Origin of the sequence: Labilithrix sp., from assembly GCA_019637155.1 — a bacterium.
Taxonomy (GTDB): Bacteria; Myxococcota_A; Polyangia; order Polyangiales; family Polyangiaceae; genus Labilithrix.
In genome coordinates, this window is record JAHBWE010000002.1 from 490,849 (window position 1) to 510,366 (window position 19,518).

A 19,518-nucleotide genomic window follows, 5' to 3' on the forward strand; every position below is an offset into this window, starting at 1 on the left:
GGCGCACCTTAGTACAATCGCCGTTCTCGACACGCGAGCGATGCTACCTTCGCGAGGTGCGGGATCGGCGGAGGTGGGACGTCTTGGAGACGAGAGGCCCCGTGAAGCGCGCGTGGCTCCTCCCGTTCGTCCTCGCGGTGGCGTGCGCCCCGGAGATCAAACAGGACGATCCGCCGCCGGAGGCGATCTTCGTCAAGTTCGATCCAGGCGCGGAGGTGCCCGTCGTCCCGACCCCGAACGATCTGGCGAAGGACGCGACGACGGGCCTCCTCGTCGTCTCCTCGAACGACGCGACGCCGCTCGCCCAGCGCGAGTTCAACACCGATTACCTCGGCGGCCTGAACGGGTTCCCGTACGAGAGCACGGCCGAGGTGTTGCTCAGCGGCGCGCTCGATCCGGAGACCGTCGACGCGGAGAGCGTCGTCGTCCTCGATCTCACCGACGGCGGCGCGCCCGTCACCACCGTCACGCCACGCTACGACGAGACGAAGATCGCCATCTCGATCGCCGCTCCGGCAGGCGGCTGGACGCGCGCGCATCGGTACGCGATCGCCGTCATCGGCGGCTCGAGCGGGAGCGGCGTCAAGGGCGCGAAGGGCCAGCGCGTGATCGGCTCCCCCGCCTGGGTCCTCGTCTCCGGGAAGTTCCCCCTCTTCGAGTGCGATCCCGCCAATCCGGACGAGTGCAAGCCCGCCGTCGACATCATCCCGTCGAGCAAGACCGATCCCGCCGAGAAGTTCGCCGATCAGGTCGCAAAAGCAAAACGCCTCGACCAGCTCCGCCAGGGCTACGCCCCGCTCCTCGAGAGCATCGCGCAGGCGAAGCAGGTCGCGCAGACCGACATCCCGGTCGTGTGGACGTTCACGATCGTCGACGCCGCGGAGCCCACGTTCGATCCGGGAAGTCGCGTGATCCCGTTCCCGAACGACGCGGTGCGGACGGGTCCGGACGGCACGGTCGCGCTCCCGAACCCCACGACGGGCGAGCCGCTGACGCCGGAGGACTGCGCGAAGGCGCTCTCCGATCCGAAGGGCGACCGCCAGGTGCAGCTCACGTGCGGGCTCAACACGCTCGACGGCTTCTCGACGCAGACCGCGCCGGTGAGTGAGAACTCGGCCAAGCTGGGCGCGCTCCAGCAGGACGCGCTCATCGATCCTGCGACGCTCGGCCCGGACACGGTCGGCCTCGTCGCGGTGGCGCCGGGAGTCCCCGCCGGCGCGCGGACCACGCCGCGCATCACGCCGTGCCTCAACTGCCTCTCGAGCGCGGACGAGAGCGGCACGAAGCAGACCTTGCCGCAGCAGCTCCAGCTCAAGCTCGAGGCGCCGCTCGACGAGAAGACGACCTACCTCGCGTACGTCACGCGCGGAGTGAAGGACGACAAGGGCACGCCGCTCGCGCCCCCGCCCGCGTTCGCGTTCATCCGCTCGCGGACATCCCTCGTCGACGGCGACAAACCCACGCTCTCGAACCTCACCATCGAACAAGCGAAGAGGCTCGAGCCGCTCCGCCTCGCGATGGAGCCCGCGCTCGACGCCCTCGAGGCAGAGGGCGGCCCGAAGCGCGCCGACCTCGCGCTCGCGTGGATCTTCACGACGCAGTCGGAGGCCTCGACCCTCGAGCAGCTCGCAGAGGTCCCGGCCAAGGCGACGGGCCTCCCCGCCGGCCCCGTCGCCGTCCGCGACGTGACCGCGCAGCTCAGCGCCGTCGCGACGGCAGGCGGGATCCCCATCGACGGGATCGCGAAGTTCTTCGCCGGGTCCTTCCTCACGCCCGTGCTCGTGACGTCGCCGAGCGGTGCGTTCGATCCGGCCAAGCCGGTCGTTCACCGCGTCGACTTCCTCATGACGGTGCCGAGCTCGCCTGCGCCCGCGGGGGGCTACCCGACCACGATCTTCGGCCACGGCTTCACGCGCTCCCGCAACGACGCCCTCCCGATCGCGAACGCGCTCGCGAAGGCGGGCCAGGTCACGATCGCGAGCGACGTCCTGTTCCACGGCGACCGCACCTCGTGCACCGGCTCGCAGACGGCGACGAAGCAGACGACGGACGACGCCGCCTGCGCCGATCCGGCGACGCAGCGCTGCAACGGTGAGCCGGTGCTGGGCCTCTGCGTCGCGCGCAACGACGCGGCGCGGAACCCGTGCGCGCCGGGCCCCTCCGGTGACGGGTTCTGCGCCGGCGTCGGACAGGGCCGCTGCGCGTCGGACCTGAAGTGTCAGGCGGGCGATCTCGCGCGCGATCCGACGGGCAAGCCGCTCATCAGCGGCTGGAACATGTTCAGCCTCACGAACTTCTTCGCGACGCGGGACAACTTCCGGCAGCAGGTGATCGATCTCTCGCAGCTCGTGCGCGTGATCAAGAGCCCGGGCCCGACTGGCCTCGCGGGCCAGTCCACGATCGCGCTCGACGGCACCAAGCTCGGGTACGTCGGGCAGAGCATGGGCGGCATCCTCGGCACGCTGTTCAACGCCGTCTCGCCCGACACGACCCACGTCGTGCTCAACGTGCCGGGCGGCGCCCTCCCGCAGATCATCCTCAACGCGCCGTCGTTCGCGGAGCAGAAGGCCGCCCTCCTCGAGACCCTCGCCGACGGCGGGATCAAGCCGGGAACGCCCGAGTTCGATCAGTTCCTCGGCGTCATCCAGTGGATCCTCGATCCCGCCGATCCCGCGAACATGGGCTACCGCCTGACCCATGGCATCGACGTCTCCGGGACCACGACCCCGAACGCGAACCGCAAGGCGTTCATCCAGTTCATCGAAGGCGATCAGACCGTCCCGAACATCTCCAACTTCGCGCTCGTCCGCGCGGCCGCGAACAAGGACTTCGACCCCACCAGCGCGCCCGGCTTCGGCTGCGTCGCGCCCCTCTTCTGCTACGAGTTCACCGAGGCCGGCGACTCCTTCACGACGACGAGCGTCCCCCTCACCGCGCGGCACGGCTTCCTCCTCGCCCCGACCGCGCTCACGGCGAAGGCCCAGACGCAGGCCGCGACCTTCCTCGCGACGGGCAAGCTTCCGTGACGAGACGGCTCGTCGCGCCGTTTGCGCTTGGTGTGCTGCTCTCGACGACCGACGCGCGAGCGGCCGGCTTCGCGCTCGACGTTCACTCCGCGCGGCCCACCGGGATGGCGACGGCCGTGACCGGCTTCATCGACGACTCCTCGGCCATCTTCTACAACCCGGCCGGGATCGCGCGCGGCAAGGTCCTCGACGCCCAGGTCGGCGCGACGCTGATCATGCCGAGCTTCAGCTACACGAACCGGAGCGGGCAATCGACGAGCACCGACTTCCGCATCGTGCCGCCTGTCAACGCGTACGTCTCCGGCGGCATCACGGACGATCTCTCCGTCGGCCTCGGCTTCTTCTCGCCGTTCGGCAGCACGCTCTCCTGGCCGGACGGCTGGGAAGGCCGCCGCCAGATCACGGACATCTCGATCCAGACGTTCTTCCTCAACCCGACCGTGGCCTACAAGCTCGGGCCCGTCCGGATCGGCGCCGGCTTTCAGCTCGTGCGCTCCACCGTGCGGCTCCAGCGGCGGCTCGCGTTCGGCGAGCGCGAAGGCGGCGTCGATCTCGGCGGCGCGACGTGGGGGTTCGGCGGAAACATCGGCGCGCAGGTCGACGCGATCCCGAAGCGCCTCCACCTCGGGGTCCACTACCGGAGCGCGGTGAAGCTCAATTACGACGGACTCGCCGACTTCGACAACGTCCCGGAGCCGCTCGCGAACGCGATCTTCGATCAGCCCGTCTCGACGTCCCTCCTCACACCCGACATCCTGTCGATGGGCGCCGCGTTCCGCCCGGTGCCGTCCCTCCTCATCGCCGCCGACGTGGTCTGGTACGGCTGGGCGAACCTCCGTTCCATCGATCTCACGTTTCCCGAGGACGCGAGCGGCACGCTCTCGAGCTCGCGGCCGAAGCGCTGGAGCAACGTCGCGAACTATCACGTCGGCGCGGAGGGCGAGGTCTCCCCCGAATGGCGCGTCCGCGGCGGCCTCGTCTACGATCCGACCCCGTCACCCGGCGACACGCTGACGCCCGACAGTCCGGACGCGGACCGCATCAACTTCGCGGTCGGCGGGAGCTACATGCACACGTCCGGCGTCCACGTCGATCTCGGCTACCGCCTCGTCATTCTGCTCAAGCGCGAGAGCACCGCGCGCGAGCTCCCCGGTGACTACCAGGGAACCGCGAACCTGCTCGGCATCACGGTCGGCTATCGGAGCGGCGGCGGCGAGCGCGGGCAGTAAGGAGCGCGGCCGCGACGGCGAGCGCGATGAAGCCGAAGCCCGAGCTGCTACCCGCGCTGCCCGTCGAGCTGCAGCCGGGCTGTGTCGTAGCCCTCTTCTTCTTTGCGGGGCTGCTCGGCTCCTCCGCCGGCAGCTCGGACTCGGACTCGGACTCGGACTCGGCGGCCGCCTCGTCCTCTTCCGGCGGCGAGAACTTCTCGGCCGGAGCGCTTGCAGCGTCCTCGCCGGCGTCCGGCGTCGGGGCGTTCGCCTGCGGGAACGGCTTGCACTCGTCACCGGAGCAGGAGCGCACCGTCGTCGCGCCGGCTTCCTTGAGCCAGCCGCCGACCTGGTGACGGGCGAAGCCGTCGACGCGCGCGAAGTGGTTCGTGCTGGGGAGCGTCGCGGTCGGACCCGCGACCGTCACGTTCGACGCGACGCCGACGATCGCGGTGCCGTCCGCGTCGAAGAGCGGCGCGCCGAGGTCGCGATCGGAGCAGATGCCGAGCAAGCCCGGCTCGGTGGTCGTGACGACGTACGACTGCGCGAGCGCGGTCGCCGACTCGGCGGTGAAGGGCGAGCCCTCGTGCTGCACGGCGTCGGCCGGCGCGAGCTTGGCCGGCTTCGTGCGGAGGCGCGGCGCGGCGAGAGCGGCCTCGTCGCAGCCGTTGCTCACGGCGAGGACGGACGCAGCGGCGGGGGACGGCTCCAGATCGATCGGCGCGGCCGGGATGCCGGCGATGTCCTTGGAGAGGACGATGATCGCGACGTCGGCGACGTCCGCGCCGCCCGCGCCACCGCGAGCGCACACCCCCGTCCCGCACTTCTTGAGGAAGCTCGGATGAATCTTGATCTCGGCGATCGTGTCCACGAACGCCTCGGTCGCGTCGCCGGTGCTCGCGTTCGGCGTCGTGTCGGCCTCGGCATCCGCGCCGCCGTCCTGGAGCTCGTCGGTCGCGTCCACCGTCGCGTCCGCGTCCGCGTCCGCGCCCGCATCACCAGCGTCGCTCGCGTCGGTCGTCGCGTCCGTGCCGGCGTCGGCGTCGGTCGGCGCTTCGTCTTGCGTCTTGTCGTCGAGGTTGGCCTTGCGGAACGTGAGGCTCTTCCCGATCGCGAACGCGGGCTTGTTCGTCACGCAGCGCGCGGCGACGAGGAGGTGCTTCGGACCGACCTTCGTCGCGGTGCAGCCGCCCTCGATCGCGACGACGGCGCCGAGGACCGTCGGCCGGGACGAGGTCACCTGCGGCGCGCTCTCTCCGACGTCTTCACCCGCCGCGAAGCACGCGGTCCCGAGCGCGGCGGCAGCCCCGACGAACGCCAATCCCCAGAAGCGAGTCGAGAGCATGGAGAGGGTAGGTGCAAGTCGTACACCAACAACGACCCGCGCCGAACGGCCTGAGATCAACGCATTACGCGCGATTTCGACGGCCCCTGGATCCTCGAGAGCTCAGCGGGTGGTGTCCGCTTGCTCTAACCGCGCAGGTCCACGGCGAACGTGCGCCGCAATAACTCTGCCCATGGGCGGTAGCGACCGCGTTGCGGAGGGAGCGCGTTCGCGTCCGCGTCTGCATCCGGTGGCGCGTCGGTCGCCTCGGGCGGCTCGCACGATGCGCGAGCGGAGCTTGCTCGCGGAGGCGAGGACGGTCGACGGGGCGTAGGTTCCGTCGGAGAAGGGCTGCTTGAGGGCGATGCGAACGAGTCCTTCGGGACCACGGGTGACGCTCTTGGGCGATGGGCGGACGGAGGATGTACTCGAGGAGAGCCTCGCGCCTGGGCGAGCGAACCATTCAGGCCGAAGCACATCGCGCATCTTCGCGCGCTTTTCGTGAGCACCGCCTCCAGAGCTTCCTTCGAGATGGGTTCACGTGGCATGGGCGTAGCGGCTCCGACAGCTCGGCGTCAGACTGCGACGGCGAGCTTCTCCCCGATCGCCGCGCAGTAACGCTGCAGCGTGGAGAGCTTCACATCGCCGCCCGCCTCGAGCTTGCTCACGACCGAGGCGGAAGTGCCCATCCGGGCGGCCACGACGGTCTGCGAAAGAGCCTTCTTCTCGCGGAGCGCGGCGAGCTTCCGCGCGAGCTTCCGGCGGGTCTCGGCTTCGCGAACCAAGTCCGGGAACGCCGGGTTCTTCCGGGTGCGCTCGTCCACGATCTCGGCAAGGAAGTCCTTCGGCATGCATCCAGTGTGAAGCGCGGAAAACATATCGTCAACGCCATAGCCTGGAAGCTATGAGCGCGGCCGCGTGGCGCGCTTCTTCACCGCGCCACGCTCGCGCCAGTCACGGAGGCGTTCCTCGGCCAGGTCGAGCTCGCGCGGCGGCGTCTTCTGGGTGCGCTTCTCGAACGCCGAGAGAGAGAGGAGCACTTGGCTGTAACGCCCCTCGGTCGCGAACAGCACGCGAAAGCTCCGCGTGGTGGCGTCCGCGCGGACCTCGTAGACGTCCCCGCGGAGATGCTTGCCGGCGACGAGGCCGCGCTCGACAACCTCCTTCATGCCCGCGACGACGGCGGCCAGCTCGTCGTCGGTGAGATCGTCGAGGAATGCCTTCACGGGGCGCCCGCCGGCGCGGGTCCGATAGTCACGCCACTGGCGGCGAGGCTTCTTGTCGTCGGCGCCCACGCTGGCATCCTACGCGAAGCCGATCAGGCCGCCAGGTTGACCACGAAGGCCTGCAAAGCCCGTTCGCCAGACCTTGGCCTGGCCCGGGCCAGTCCAACGCATCGGCGCTCGCGATCTCCGCCCGCCCCGACGAGCTCGTCAACGCGCGTTCGAGCTACCGCTTCGCGAGCGGCAGGACGAAGCTCGAGGGCAGGTAGCCGTCGCGCCGGAGAGGTGTACGCGGCTGAAGCCGCCTTGCTCGTCGAGGATCCGGGCGCGGACGCCCTCCGGGATCGGCGCGACGCCGTCGATCGCGACGTGCTTGCCGTAGAGGAGGCGCGCGTTCGGAGCGACGACAATGCCCTCGCGAAGATGGAGGCGCGCGTCGCGGGCCGCGTACGCGAGGACGGCGCCGACGACCAGCAGCGCGCCCGCGATCGCGACGCCGATGTCGCCCCAGTACAGCGGCGTCAAACGGAGAGGAGGACGCCGCGCGCCTCTTCGCCCGTCGCGGCGGCGATCGCGCGCGCGTAGATCGCGATCTGCCGCGCGTACGCGTCCTTCCGTTCACCGATGGCGAGGTCTGTCTTGAAGTCGATCACCGTCCATCCCTTGCCGCGCTCGAAGAAGGCGAGGTCGGCGATGCCCTCGAGGATGGTGCCGTCGTCTTCATGCAGGATGACGTCGACTTCGCGCTCGACGCGCTCCGCCGCCCGCGCGCGCGAGGAGCGGGTGGGCGAGGGCGCCTTCGCGGTGGCGCTCGCGGCGACGATCTCGTCCTCCGTCCCTTGTCGAGCGTGTCGTTGGTGCGCCCCGGATTGTCGAAGACGCGTGTGGTCGCGCCGTTGCGCGTGGCCGCACCGCGTGCGGAGGTCGAGGAAACCGCGGCACAAGGGGCTCACGCCGACGGCGCCCGACGTGCGGGCCGCGAGAGTTGAAGCGTCATGGACGCTCCAGGCAAGCCGGCGTGGGAATCCCGCCGAAGCCGCGAGGGAGGGTCAGCGTGCGAGTGGCGTTGCCCATCACTCCATGTCACCCGCGCTTGCGACAGAGCGCGTCGTTTGGAATGTGGATCAGCGCCGGAGCGTCGCGCGGAATGCCTCTGCAGGTGCGCCGCCCGTGGGTCCGCGTTGGGCTCGGCGCCGGGCCGGTCGGCGAGCGCGAGGGCGAGGACGTGGGCGGCACGCTCGAGGCGACCGACCAGGCGGAGATGAGCGATCGGGAGAACGAGATGCCGAGAAGGAGCCAGCCGCGCGCGACGGGGATCACGTAGACGCACGCGTCGCCTTCGCGAAACGTGCGGCGGCGCGTTGAACGACGCGCATCGCATCGAGCGTAGCTCTTCGTCGAGCCGCTGCCAGGCCAGGCGCCTCATGGCGTCGAGATAGATGCCCAAGAGGCCACAGCTCCTCGCCGAGTTGACCGTCGTGCGGAAGAAGTCCTTCATCGCCGTGTGCGGATCCGGGTCCAGCACGAAGCGGCTCAGGCTTGCGGCACACCAGATCGATTTCGGCGGACCGCTCTCGAAGTACGTCGCTCGCGCGACCGTCGGGTTTGGCTTGGAGGAACTTCCGGACCGAGAGCGCACCGATTCTATCGGCATTTCTGGTCGCAAACGTCGATGGACCAGTACAGCGGCGTCAAACGGAGAGGAGAACGCCGTGCGCCTCTTCGCCGGTCGCGGCGGCGATCGCGCGCGCGTAGATCGCGATCTGCCGCGCGTACGCGTCTCTCCGATCGCCGAGGGCGAGGTCTGTCTTGAAGTCGATCACCGTCCAGCCCGCGCCGCGCTCGAAGAAGGCGAGGTCGGCGATGCCCTCGAGGATGGTGCCGTCGTCTTCCTGCAGGATGACGTCGACCTCGCGCTCGACGCGCTCCGCCGCCCGCGCGCGCGCGAGGAGCGGGTGCGCGAGGGCCGCCTTCGCCGTTGCGCGGGCGGCGGCGATCTCGTCCTCCGTCGCCGCGACGAGGCGGCCCTGGATGCGCGCGACGTCCGCGAGCGTCGCCTCGTCGGCGTCGAGAGGCGCGGCGGCGAGGACCGCGTGCACGAGGATGCCGAAGCGCTTGCCGTGCGGACGCGCCCTGCGCTCGGCGTCGGTGGTGACGATCTCGATCGGCGCCCCTGCCTCCGTCGCGTCTTCTTTCGCTTCCGTCGCGGTGCGGAGCACGACGCTCGGCTTCGCGGCGCGCTCGATCGTCTCGGCGCGCGCGCGCTTCCACGCGGCGTGACGCTCCTCGCTCGCGGCGGCGGCGGGGCCCTTCTTGAGGACGCGCTCGTGGCGGAGACCGGCCTGGTCCTGCGCGTCGAGCGCCAGCGCGTGCGGATCCCAGATGACGATCGCGTGCTCGCCGACGCTCGGGCGATGCAGGCCTGGCATCACCGACCACTCCGCGTCGCGCTCGACGTTCTTCGGGCGCTCGAAGACGCTGTCGTCCCCGAGCTTCGGGCACCCCGGCGCGCGGCGGGCGGCGCGGCGCTCCTCCGGCACCGGGTAGAGGACGGGCGTGAGCGGATCGAGCCACGACTTGTTCTCGTCGTCGCCGCGATCGTCGCCGACGACCGGCACGACGAGCAGCTCGCGCGCGCGCGTCGTCGCGACGTAGAGGAGGCGATGGGCCTCCTCGCGGTCCTGCTGCAGGATCTCGTCGCGGCGCTCGAGCAGCTCCTTCGGCGACGCGCCGCAGAGCGGGACCGCCCAGAGCTTCCGCGCGGGATCGACGAAGCGCGACGGCTCGCGGAACGTCGCGTTGGCGGTCGGATCGACGAGGACGACGACCGGGAACTCGAGGCCCTTCGCCTTGTGCACCGTCATGATGCGCACGCCGTCGGTGCCCTCCTCGACGACGGGCGCCTCGTTGACGCCCCCGCGCTCGGAGTCCTCTTCGAGGCGGAGCACGAACCCGCGGAACGACGTGACCGCGCCTTGCTCGAAGCGCCGCGCCATGTCGAGGACGCGCAGGATGTTGCCGAGCGCCTGCTCGCCGGCGGGCCAGATCGCGACGCCGGCGTGCGCGCGCGTCGCCTCGAGGAGCTGGCCGATCGTGTCGGCGACCGAGCGGCGGTTTCGCTCGAAGTGGAGGCGGCGGAGGACGTCGAGCGCGTCCGCGACCGGCTGGGTGAGGTCATCGAGCTTCGCGGCGTCGCGCTTGCGGAGGGGGTGGATGTGGCGCTGCTGGTGCTTGAACGCGAGGAGCGCGTCGTCGGCGATGGCGAAGAAGGGGCCGTGGAGCGTGGCGTAGACGGAGAAGGTGTCGTCCGGCCACTCGATCGCCGCGAGCGCGTTGCGGAGCGCGATGACCTCCTCGCGCTCGTGGAAGCTCCGCCCGCCGACGAGGACGTGCGGCACGCGCCGCGCCTCGAGCGCGCGCACGTACGGGCGCGTCACGTCGGCGCCGAAGCTCTGGAGTCGCTTGAAGAGGAGGCAGACGTGCTGGGACCGGATCGGGACCGGGGTGTCGGAGCCGCGCTCGGTGATCGTCCAGCCGCTCTTGGTCACGAGCCAGTCGACGAAGGCGCCGACCGCGTCGGGGAAGGACTCCTCGATTTGCCATTGGACGATCTTGCCGTAATCGCCATAAGGGCGCGGGACCGGTAGTCCGATGATCGTGGGGCGCCCCTCGGGATCCGCTCGGTACGGCGCGAGCGGGACGTATTCGGCTTGGGAGGCGACCGCGTCCGATTCCCGTTTGGGCATCAGCGGCTCGAAAGCGGCATTCACGAAATGCTGAATCGAGGGGGCGCCGCGGAAGCTCGTCGTGAGCTGCAGCGTCGTCGCGCCGTCCTTCTCGAGCCGCTTCTTGATGGACTCGTAGAAGGAGACGTCGGCGCGGCGGAATCGATAAATGGATTGTTTGGGGTCGCCGACGAGGAAGAGCTTCCCGGGGACGACGCGGGTGCGCCCGGGATCGCTCTCTTTCGGATCGTCCGCCGCGAGGAGGAAGAGGATCTCGGCCTGGAGCGGATCGGTGTCCTGGAACTCGTCGACGAGGAGGCGCCCGAAGCGGCGCTGGAGCTCGGCGCGCACGGCGTCGTTGTCGGCGAGGAGGTCGCGCGTGAGGACGAGGAGGTCGAGGAAGTCGAGCTTGCCTGTCTTCTGCTTCCGCCGCTCGTATTCTTCGACGATGCCGCGGAGCTCGCGGCAGAGCGCGGCGGCGAGCTCGGCGTCGGCGACGTCGAGCGTGCGATCGAGGTCTTCTTTCACCTTCGCGCGGCGATCGAGGACCTCCTGCCGGAGGAGGCCCTCCGCTTTGTTGAAGAACTGCCCGGAGCCTTTCCAGCCCCAGAGCCGCTGTCGCGCGAGCGCGCGCAGCGCCGCCTCCGCCGCGTCGTGATCGCGCGGCTCGCCGCTCTCCTCGCGGCGCTCGATCTCCCAGACGACGCGGCCGATCTCCTTGAGCGACTTCGTGAGCCAGCTGTCGGGGAAGCCCTTGCTCGCGAGGTCGCCGAGGCCCTTCAGCTCCTCGATGACGAGGTCGAGCGCGCCCTTGCGGTCGAAGGCGGGCGCCTCGTAGGGCGTGGGGAAGTCGCGCTGCTCGACGAGGTTTCGTCCCGCTTTTCGCAGGGCGGCGCGGGGGCCGTCCTGGTCGCGCTCGCGCGTGGCGCGGCGGAGGACGCGCGTGACGCCGGGGACCTCGCGCGAGGGGCGCGCGAGCGTGGCCTGGAACCACGAGGTGAACGCGTCGTCGTAGAGGCGCTCCTGCTCGTCTTCGGCCGCGACCTCGAAGAGCGGATCGATGCGCGCCTCGACCGGCCGCTCGCGGAGGAGGTCGGCGCAGAACGCGTGGATCGTCCCGATGCGCGCGGCCTCGAGCTGCTCGAGCGCGTGATCGAGGCGGTCTCGCTCGGCGCCCTCGGCGAGGCCCTGGCGCGCGCGCTCGATCTCGGTGCGGAGGCGGAGCTTCATCTCTCCGGCCGCCTTCTCCGTGAACGTCACCGCGACGAGGTCGTTCTTGCCGCTCGCGAGCGACGCGGCGCCGGTGCGGAGGAGCGAGAGGATGCGCTCCACGAGCGCGGTCGTCTTCCCGGTGCCGGCCGCGGCCTCCACGACGAGCGTGGCGCCGAGGTCCTCCGCGATGCGGCGGCGCGCTTCGGCGTCGACGAGCGGCTTCATCGCTGCTTCCTCAGCTGGGCGAGGGCCTTGAGCGGGCCGACCTCGGGCTTCTTCTTCGTGCGGACCTCTTCGTACGGTCCGCAGATCGGCTTGAAATCACACCACGTGCAGGCGCTCCCCTTCTTCTCGATCTTCGGGGCGGCGGGGAGGAAGCCGTTCGCGAGCGCGTCGCCGATCGTCTTCGCGACGAGCTTCGCCGCGGCGCGGGCGTCGTCGTCGAGGCGCACCGGCACCTGTTTGAAGTCGCCGGTCGAGGTGCAGTAGTAGAGGACGCCTTCCTCCACGCGCGCGCCAGGGAACAGCTTCTCGAGGGTGAGGGCGTAGAAGACGGGCTGGAGCGTCTCGCCGCCGCCGATGATCATCTCGTCCTTCGCGCGGACCTTGCCGGTCTTGTAGTCCATCGCGCGGAGCGCCCCGTTCTTCTTGCGCTCGACGAGGTCGATCGATCCGCGGAGGAGGAGGCCGCCGTCGATCGCGACCGGCTCGTCGGTGCTCTTCGTGTCCTGCGCGCGGCGGTCCTTGAGGCCGAACGAGAGCTCGAAGTGGGCGGGGATCCACTCCGTCTCCTCCGCCATGCGCCGGACCTGCTCGCGCAGATCGGCGGCGATGCTCGCGACCGCGTCGTCCCAGACGCGATCGATCGCGGGCTTGAGGTCGTCCTTGTACTTCGCCGCGGTGTCGCGGAGGACGACCTCGAGGCGGTCGCGCACGGCGTCGAGCGACGACGTCTTGATCGGGAGCCTGCCCTCCGCCGCGAGCTCGGTGAGGAGGCGGAAGAGGACGTCGTGGGTGAGGGAGCCGCGGGTGAGGGCGTCCATCTCCTCGATCGCCTCTTGCTCCTCGCGCGGCGCGAGCTTGTGCACGGCGGAGAGGAAGAAGCGGTACGGGCACGCGGCGAAGTTCTGGAGCGCGGTCGGCGAGAAGGAGCGCTTCGTCGTCGCGTGGTCGGCGATCGCGAGCTTCGCCGCCTCCGCCGGCTTCACGAAGCCGTCCGAGCGGGTCATCTGGCTCCCGTCCCAGCGCGCGAAGCGGAACCGGAGCGCGCGCGCGAGGTGCGGGTTCACGTCGGCGGCGCCGACGAGGTAGTGGCCTTCGCCCTCGCTCTCGGGCTTCTGCAGCACGTCGTCGAGGAGCGCGAGATCGTACTCGGCCTCGTCGATCGCGTCGCTCCGGTCGCGCGGCGCGGGCCAGCCGATGCGCGCCTCGGCGGTGGCGGCGGCGCGCTGCGCGAGGTGCTCGAAGTCGCCGAGGCGTCCCTCCGCGACGCGCAGCACCTCGAGCCCGTAGAAGGACGGCGTGCGCGGCCGCGCCTGCTCGACGTCGACGCGGGGGTACGAGATGACGACGCGGCGCGTGGCGGCGCCGATCGCGAGGCGGAGCGCGAGGCGCTCGCGGTCGGTGCGCTCCTTGTTCGTCGCGAGGTCGGGCGAGAGGCGCGCGCGGGCTTCGTCGAGGAGGAGCGGGTCTTCGACGACTTTCTGCGGGAAGATCTTCTCGGCGAGGCCGGGGACGAAGACGACGTCGAAGGAGAGGCCGCGCGCTTCGTCGGTCGTCGCGACGAAGACCTTGCCGTGCCGTCGCCCCGTCTCCGGCACGCGGAGCTGCGAGAGGCGCGGCTCGAGCACGAGGCGCACCTCCGCGATGTCGATGTCGGCGACGCGCCCCATCGGCTGGAGCTCGGCCAGGACGGAGAGGACGCGATCGGGATGCCGCAGCGCGCGAGTGGCGAGCGCCGTCAGCGCATCGAGCCACTGCGACCAGCTCGCTTTCATGGTCAGGGGCTTCGCCCCCGACACCCCCTGCTCGTCACCAGGGCCCCCGAAGACGGGGGCGCTTCGCGCCGCATTCGCGGCCTCGGTGACGAGCGTGCTCGCCGGTACCCCCTGCTCGTCACCAGGGCCCCCGAAGACGGGGGCGCTTCGCGCCGCATTCGCGGCCCCGGTGACGAGCGTGCTCGCCGGTACCCCCTGCTCGTCACCAGGGCCCCCGAAGACGGGGGCGCTTCGCGCCGCATTCGCGGCCCCGGTGACGAGCGTGCTCGCCGGCGGTCGCTGCTCGTCTCCTGGGGCGGGGCTTTGCGCGGCGTTCGCGGCCCCGGTGACGAGCGGGACCTTCGTCGGGACGCGGTTCGGGAGGGCGTCGAGGTCGTGGATGAGTGGTAGCGCGAAGCGGCGGAGCGCCTCGAGCGCGGCGAGCTCGCGCGCGGATCCTTCGGCGAGGTTGTCCTCGTCCTTGCGCCGGTACGCCTCCACGTCGGCCTCGAGCTTCTTCGCGAGCCCGGCGAGTCGCGACTCCCACCGCTCGGCCGATCCGATGACGGACGCCTCGACGAGCAGGCGCTCCCAGTGTCGCGGCGCGCGCAGCGTACCGCCCGCGACGGCGCGGTCCTCCTCGGCGTCGGCGGGCGGCGTGGGCGGCGGCTCGGTAGGCGCGTCGTCGGTCGCGGCGCCGGCGCCGGCGCCGGTCATGCCGCGGAGCGTGTCTTCATCGGGCACCGCGACGCGCTCGGCGCGCGGCCGCGGCGGCGGTGGCGCGCCGGAGGCCTCCTCGGCCGGCACCTCGCCGAGCGACAGGTACTCGGCGAACCGCGCCGCGGAGAGCCCTTCGTGCGCGCAAGCGAGGAGCGCGAGGAAGGCGCGCCCGCTCGGATCGGGCCGCTTGCTGCCGCGCGCGAAGAACGTGGGCACCCTCGCGCGCCGAAACGCCTCCGCGACATGCGCCCCGTACGCCGGCGCACGCAGCAACACCGCCATCCGATCGAGCGGCGTCCCGCGTGAGGCCTCGGCCAACACGATACGTGCAATCTCCACGCATTCGCGGCTCTCACCGGGCGCGGAGAGGACCGTCACCGCATCGGCAGGCACGACCCCGGCGGCGGGGGCGGCTTCGAAGAGCCCGTCCCCCAGGTACGCCAGCGGCGGCCGCGCGGCGGCGGCCGGCCGCTCGACCGTCGTGCTGCCGAGGGCTGCTTGCGTGAGCGCGAGAGCGCGTTCGTCGCCCATGGGGACGACCGCGAGCGTGTCGACGCTGTCCGCGACGAGGGCGGCGACGAAGTCACGCTCGGCCGCATGCTCGAGCGCGAGGTCGACGAGGAGGAGCGCGCGCCTCGTGCCCGTGCCCGCGGCGTTCGTGTCCGCACCTGCGGCGGCGGTGGTGCGGGAGGTAGCGTCGTCGGCCTTGTGGTGCTCCTGATTGGGGGGCGTGGTCGCGGCGGCGGAGCGGGTGAGGCGCGTGGCGATCGCGAGTGTCTGTGCGCGATCGGCGAGATGGGCGGCGGCGAGCTCGGTCTCGTAGGCGCGGAGGAGCGCGGCGAGGTCTGCGTCGGCGACGTGCTCGACCTTGGCGAGGCGGAGCTCACCGAGCGTGCGCGCGAGGGCACGCGGGAGCCCCGGGCGATCGGCGATCGGCGCGAGCCGCCCGAGCGCGCCCGCGTGGTCGTGGACGACGCGCGCGCAGATAGCCTCGAGCGCGAGCGGGCTCGCCGGCACGAGCCCGAGGCGCGCGAGCTCGACACGCGCCCTCGCCGCCGCGATGCTCGCGAGCGTCGCCCGTTGCCACCCAAGCGCGGCATTGCCGCGAACGCCGAGCCGCGCGCCCACCGGCGCCGCGTCGGGTGACGCGGGGTTGCCGCGAACGCCGAGCCGCGCGCCCACCGACGCCGCGTCGGGGGACGCGGGGGTGGCACGAACGCCGAGCCGCGCGCCCACCGGCGCCGCGTCGGGGGACGCGGGGTTGGCACGAAGCACGACGGCGCGACGTGCGACTTCTCCTGCCGCTTCGAGTGAGGCGGCGACGATGGTGACGTGCTCGTCGGCGCGCGCGGCGAGCCAGCTCGCTGCACGCGCGATGCGCTCCTCCGCGCTCGAGCTCTGGAACGTCACGCTCGCCATCGCGGCCATATCGATACATCGGCGGACGCGCGTCAGCCAGCGGAGCTTCCTCCACGAGTTGCTCGCGAGTTGTGCGCCGGTTACGCCCGAGTTGCCCGCCGGTTTTCCACAACCCACACGCAGGCGTGGCGGCGGCGTTCGGGCGTGATGGCATGATGAAGGGATGGCGCGAACGCACGTCGGGATGCTGCTCTTCCCCAAGCTCACGCAGCTCGATCTCACCGGGCCCCACGAGCTCCTCGTGCGCGTGCCCGACGTCGAGGTGCACCTCGTCTGGAAGAGCACCGCGCCGCTGCGCGCCGACTCCGGCCTCGTCCTCGCGGCGAGCACGACCTTCGATGCGTGTCCGCCGCTCGACGTCCTCTTCGTTCCGGGCGGGCCCGGTCAGATCGCGGCGACGGCCGACGATGGCGTCCGCGCGTGGGTGCGCGAGCAAGGGGAGCGCGCGGCGTGGGTCACCGGCGCCTGCACCGGCGCGTTGCTCCTCGGCGCGGTGGGGCTCTTGCGCGGCTATCGCGCTACGACGCACTGGGCGTATCGCGATCTGCTCCCGCTCGTCGGGGCGACGCCGGGAGAGGGGCGCGTCGTCGTCGATCGAAACCGCATCACCGCGGGCGGCGTGACGGCCGGCCTCGACTTCGGTCTCACGCTCGCGGCCAAGCTCGCCGGCGCGATGTGCGCGCAGCAGATCCAGCTCGAGCTCGAATACGATCCGTTACCGCCGTTTCGCTCCGGTCACCCCGACGTCGCCGGCCCCGAGCTCGTCGCCGCCGTCCGCGCAAAGAACGCCCCGCGCTACCGCGAACGCGAGGCGCAGCTCCGCGCGCTCGCGACGGCGTAGCGCGGGGCGCGGGCGCGGAGCGCGATGCGCGAGGTCGCGATGCTCGAGGTCGCGATGCGCGAGGTCGCGATGCCCGAGGTCGCGCGTTGCTTCGTAGTTGCGGCGGCGTGGTGAGGACGCCCGCGAGCAAGACGACCTTGCAGCGCCCCACGTGAGGACGTGGAAGCGAAGCGATGACGTCGTGCGGGCCCAAAGAAAATGATTCGAGCCGCGTCGATGCGGGCGGGCTCGCTTATTCGTTCGCTGGGGCGCTTGCGTCCGCGTCGGGGGCGGGGGCTTCGGGCTCCGTCGCGCCGGCGTCGGGGGCCTCGACCACGACGGGCGGCTCCTCGGGGACCGGCAGCGCGAAGTCGCGGACGACGGCCATGTGCTGCATGTTCACCGCGCCGCTGTCGCTGCGGCGGACCGGGGCGACGTTCGCGAGCGGGTCGAAGTTGCGGCTGTCGAAGACCATGCCGTGCGTGAAGCTGACGCCGCCGACGACGGCCGGCGTCTCGAGCGCGTCGAGCGCCGGGCTCGCGAGGACCCAGTCGTAGGGGCTGCCGCGCGACGCGCTCGTGCCGCCGTTGCCGCGCGTGTCGACCGGGTAGGGGCCCTGCGTCTTGAAGAGCGAGCCGAACGTGCGGATGCACTGCTCGGTGCGGGAGCCGGTGTTGAAGTCGCCGCCGAGGACGACGTAGTCGCCGGCCGGGATCTCCGCGCGGACGCGCGCGACGATCGCGTTCGCCTCCGCCTGCCGGCGGCTCGCGCCCGACGTGAGGAGGTGCACGCTGATCGTCCAGAGGTCGCGGTCGCCCGGCACGTCGATGCGCGCCCAGGCGAAGGAGCGCGTCGACGTCTGCGGGTCGGCCCACTGGCCCTTGGCGACGATCGGATAGCGGCTCACGACGCCGTTCGGGATCTGCGCGGCGCCGGTCTCGCGCGACCACGTGTACTCTGCACCGAATGTGTCGTGCACGAACGTGGTGAGCTCGGCGGTGGTGTTGCGGCCGTAGTTGAACTCCTGCATCAGCGCGACGTCCGGCTTCAGCGCCTGGAGGATGCGCGCGCCCTCGCCCGGATCGTACGACTGACGGTTGCCGCTCGTGAGGTTCGACGCGACGACGCGGAGCGTGGTCGTCGTGCTCGTCGCCGCGGCGCGCGGCGCGGTCTCGTTCGTCGACGCCGCGACCTGCGTGGCCCCCTGGTCGACCGGCGCCGCGCATGCCGCGAGCGCGAGGAAGGCGAGGGCGAAGAACGAGGGACGGCGCATCGGGCGACACTCTCGTCGCCCCGCCCTGGATCACCGAGTCTCCAATGGGTCTAACTCACGAGAAAGAGCGGCCAATCGGCGTCTCTTGGAGCTCCAACGGTCGGTGTATGGAGTGCGGGGTGGGAGGCCTCGGCACACGCGCTGCGGGTCAGCGCCGCGCGTTCACCTGGATGGCGCCGACGTATTCGTACGTCCCGTAGCGCTGGGCGTTCGCGTAGACGCGGAGGTCGTAGCTGCCGTCGGCGGGCAGGGCGCAGCGCACCGCCGCGGGCGGGCTCACCTCGCACTTCGTTCGCTCGCCGCCTTGCTTCGGCTGCACGTCGGCGAGCAGGAACGCGCCGCGAGGGTTGTCGAGGAGCACGTCGATCGCGCCGTCCCGCACCGTGACCTGCGACTGATCGGGCGATCGGAACGCGAGGCCGTACGAGAAGAGCGCGGGCGCGACGACGGGGCGGCGGAAGAACTCGGCGCGCGAGAGCGGCTCCTCGAGGAGCTGCCACTTCGCGTCGTCGGGGAAGTGCGAGACGATGAACTGCTCCGGCGGCGTGAAGAGGTACTCGGTCGAGTACTGCTTCTCGAACTTGCCCTCGCTCACCGGCCCGGCGTCCCACGTCGCGTCGATGAGGTACCAGGCGCCGTCGATCTTCGCCGCGTTCCAGGCGTGGCCTTCGCCCTCGAGCGGCGCGGACTGCGAGCGCGCGTCGCCGACGACGTAGTGGATCTCGTCGCCGCTCGCCTTGCCGAGCAGCACCATCAGCTTCGCGTAGCCGGCGCACACGCCGACGCGGCTCGCGAAGACCGCCTGCGGATCGTACGAGCCCGCCGGGACGTCGTGCGCCGTGTACCCCGCCGCGTCGTAGGCGACGCGATCGGCGACCCAGTCGTGGAGCGCCTTCACGCGCAGCTTCGGGTCGGGCTCCCGCTCCGCGATGTATTTCCCGACCGCCTCGATGCTCGTCTCCGCCTCGCGCGGCATCGCGGCGACGACGGGGTGGAGGGTCGGCTTCGCGGGCGCGACCGGCGCGGGCGTCGGCGCGGGCTTGAGGGTGGGAGCGGGCGTGGGCGTGGGCGTCGGCTGGACGTCGTCGCGCTGCACGTCGCGGTCGCGGTAGGGGTTGTGGCTCGCGGCGGAGTAGAGCCACTCCACCGCGCCGGCGCACCCGAGCAAGCCGCGGCGCACGGACTCCGCGGTGGGGCCGTGGTGGCCGTCGAGCATCCAGTCGCCGCGCGTCGAGAGCGCGAGGAAGGCGCGCTGCGGGAAGCACGCGAGGAGCACGACGAGGAAGAGCCCGTTGATCGCGAGCGTGCGGAGGATGAGCCGATCGCCGAACGTGAGGAAGCGGCGCTTCGGCGCCTTCGCGCGCGACCGCCGGAGCGCGGCGATCCCCTCCCACGCGAGCGGCAGCCCCGGGAAGAAGAGGAGCGCGCTCGCGACCGGCAGCCACGTCGCGCGGTTCGCGTACGCCGCGAGCGACGACGCGAGCCACACCGACGCGAGCGGCGCCGCGACCGTGACGACGACACACAGCGCCTTGAACGCGAGCGCGAGCCAGAAGAACGTCCCTCGCTTCGCGGGCTTCACCGGCACGACG

13 protein-coding genes are annotated in these 19,518 nt (G+C 71.5%); 4 read left to right on the forward strand and 9 right to left on the reverse strand.

The genetic code is table 11. From position 1 onward, the window contains the following. The first annotated feature begins 101 nt into the window (after positions 1-101). Positions 102-3,026 (forward strand): hypothetical protein, encoded by a 2,925-nt coding sequence (locus KF837_05875; protein ID MBX3226818.1) that lies wholly within the window; start codon positions 102-104, stop codon positions 3,024-3,026. Beyond that, the gene (locus KF837_05880; GenBank protein ID MBX3226819.1) at positions 3,023-4,255 is read left to right on the forward strand and encodes an outer membrane protein transport protein; all 1,233 of its coding nucleotides are present in this window, start codon (positions 3,023-3,025) and stop codon (positions 4,253-4,255) included. Before KF837_05875 ends, KF837_05880 begins: the two co-directional genes overlap by 4 nt. On the opposite strand, the gene KF837_05885 is transcribed toward KF837_05880, so the two are convergent. The 5 genes from KF837_05885 to KF837_05905 all read right to left on the reverse strand — a co-directional run bounded on the left by KF837_05885 (position 4,212) and on the right by KF837_05905 (position 7,725). Beyond that, entirely contained in the window at positions 4,212-5,579 is a 1,368-nt protein-coding gene (locus KF837_05885; GenBank protein ID MBX3226820.1) for a hypothetical protein, read from the reverse strand. The genes KF837_05880 and KF837_05885 overlap by 44 nt on opposite strands. Before the next feature lie 554 nt (positions 5,580-6,133). Beyond that, a complete protein-coding gene (locus KF837_05890; GenBank protein ID MBX3226821.1) occupies positions 6,134-6,409 on the reverse strand; it encodes an XRE family transcriptional regulator in 276 nt (91 codons plus the stop codon). A 51-nt stretch (positions 6,410-6,460) separates the two neighbouring features. Then, the gene (locus KF837_05895) at positions 6,461-6,853 is read right to left on the reverse strand and encodes a type II toxin-antitoxin system RelE/ParE family toxin (protein ID MBX3226822.1); all 393 of its coding nucleotides are present in this window, start codon (positions 6,851-6,853) and stop codon (positions 6,461-6,463) included. A gap of 138 nt (positions 6,854-6,991) precedes the next feature. Next, a complete protein-coding gene (locus KF837_05900) occupies positions 6,992-7,306 on the reverse strand; it encodes a hypothetical protein (protein ID MBX3226823.1) in 315 nt (104 codons plus the stop codon). After that, positions 7,303-7,725: a PD-(D/E)XK nuclease family protein gene (locus KF837_05905; protein MBX3226824.1), complete on the reverse strand. Its 423-nt coding sequence runs from the start codon at positions 7,723-7,725 to the stop codon at positions 7,303-7,305. The genes KF837_05900 and KF837_05905 overlap by 4 nt, the downstream gene beginning before the upstream one ends. A 203-nt stretch (positions 7,726-7,928) precedes the next feature. Between KF837_05905 and KF837_05910 the strand changes: the two genes are divergently transcribed. Beyond that, on the forward strand, positions 7,929-8,105 hold the full coding sequence (locus tag KF837_05910) for a hypothetical protein (GenBank protein MBX3226825.1): 177 nt from the start codon (positions 7,929-7,931) through the stop codon (positions 8,103-8,105). Between the two features lie 367 nt (positions 8,106-8,472). Here KF837_05910 and KF837_05915 read toward each other — a convergent pair whose 3' ends face one another. After that, the gene (locus KF837_05915; protein MBX3226826.1) at positions 8,473-11,943 is read right to left on the reverse strand and encodes a UvrD-helicase domain-containing protein; all 3,471 of its coding nucleotides are present in this window, start codon (positions 11,941-11,943) and stop codon (positions 8,473-8,475) included. Then, positions 11,940-15,833, reverse strand: a complete 3,894-nt coding sequence (locus KF837_05920; protein ID MBX3226827.1) for an exodeoxyribonuclease V subunit gamma — start codon at positions 15,831-15,833, stop codon at positions 11,940-11,942. The genes KF837_05915 and KF837_05920 overlap by 4 nt, the downstream gene beginning before the upstream one ends. Positions 15,834-15,996: 163 nt before the next feature. Between KF837_05920 and KF837_05925 the strand changes: the two genes are divergently transcribed. Continuing rightward, complete coding sequence (locus KF837_05925; protein MBX3226828.1) at positions 15,997-16,674, forward strand: DJ-1/PfpI family protein; 678 nt, start codon at positions 15,997-15,999, stop codon at positions 16,672-16,674. 232 nt (positions 16,675-16,906) lie between these two features. Here the strand turns inward: KF837_05925 and KF837_05930 are convergent, their stop codons facing one another. Together KF837_05930 and KF837_05935 are read right to left on the reverse strand one after the other, a co-directional pair. Continuing rightward, positions 16,907-17,926, reverse strand: coding sequence for an endonuclease/exonuclease/phosphatase family protein (locus KF837_05930; GenBank protein MBX3226829.1), 1,020 nt, complete (start codon positions 17,924-17,926; stop codon positions 16,907-16,909). Between the two features lie 148 nt (positions 17,927-18,074). After that, on the reverse strand, positions 18,075-19,508 hold the full coding sequence (locus KF837_05935; GenBank protein MBX3226830.1) for a hypothetical protein: 1,434 nt from the start codon (positions 19,506-19,508) through the stop codon (positions 18,075-18,077). Between the last annotated feature and the right edge of the window lie 10 nt (positions 19,509-19,518).

Excerpts from the sequence above, each read along its gene's own strand:
- KF837_05885 (MBX3226820.1), bottom strand. The coding sequence starts at position 5,579 with ATGCTCTCGACTCGCTTCTGGGGATTGGCGTTCGTCGGGGCTGCCGCC.
- KF837_05915 (MBX3226826.1), bottom strand. The coding sequence starts at position 11,943 with ATGAAGCCGCTCGTCGACGCCGAAGCGCGCCGCCGCATCGCGGAGGAC.
- KF837_05920 (MBX3226827.1), bottom strand. The coding sequence starts at position 15,833 with ATGGCGAGCGTGACGTTCCAGAGCTCGAGCGCGGAGGAGCGCATCGCG.
- KF837_05910 (MBX3226825.1), top strand. The coding sequence starts at position 7,929 with ATGCCTCTGCAGGTGCGCCGCCCGTGGGTCCGCGTTGGGCTCGGCGCC.
- KF837_05890 (MBX3226821.1), bottom strand. The coding sequence starts at position 6,409 with ATGCCGAAGGACTTCCTTGCCGAGATCGTGGACGAGCGCACCCGGAAG.
- KF837_05925 (MBX3226828.1), top strand. The coding sequence starts at position 15,997 with ATGGCGCGAACGCACGTCGGGATGCTGCTCTTCCCCAAGCTCACGCAG.
- KF837_05930 (MBX3226829.1), bottom strand. The coding sequence starts at position 17,926 with ATGCGCCGTCCCTCGTTCTTCGCCCTCGCCTTCCTCGCGCTCGCGGCA.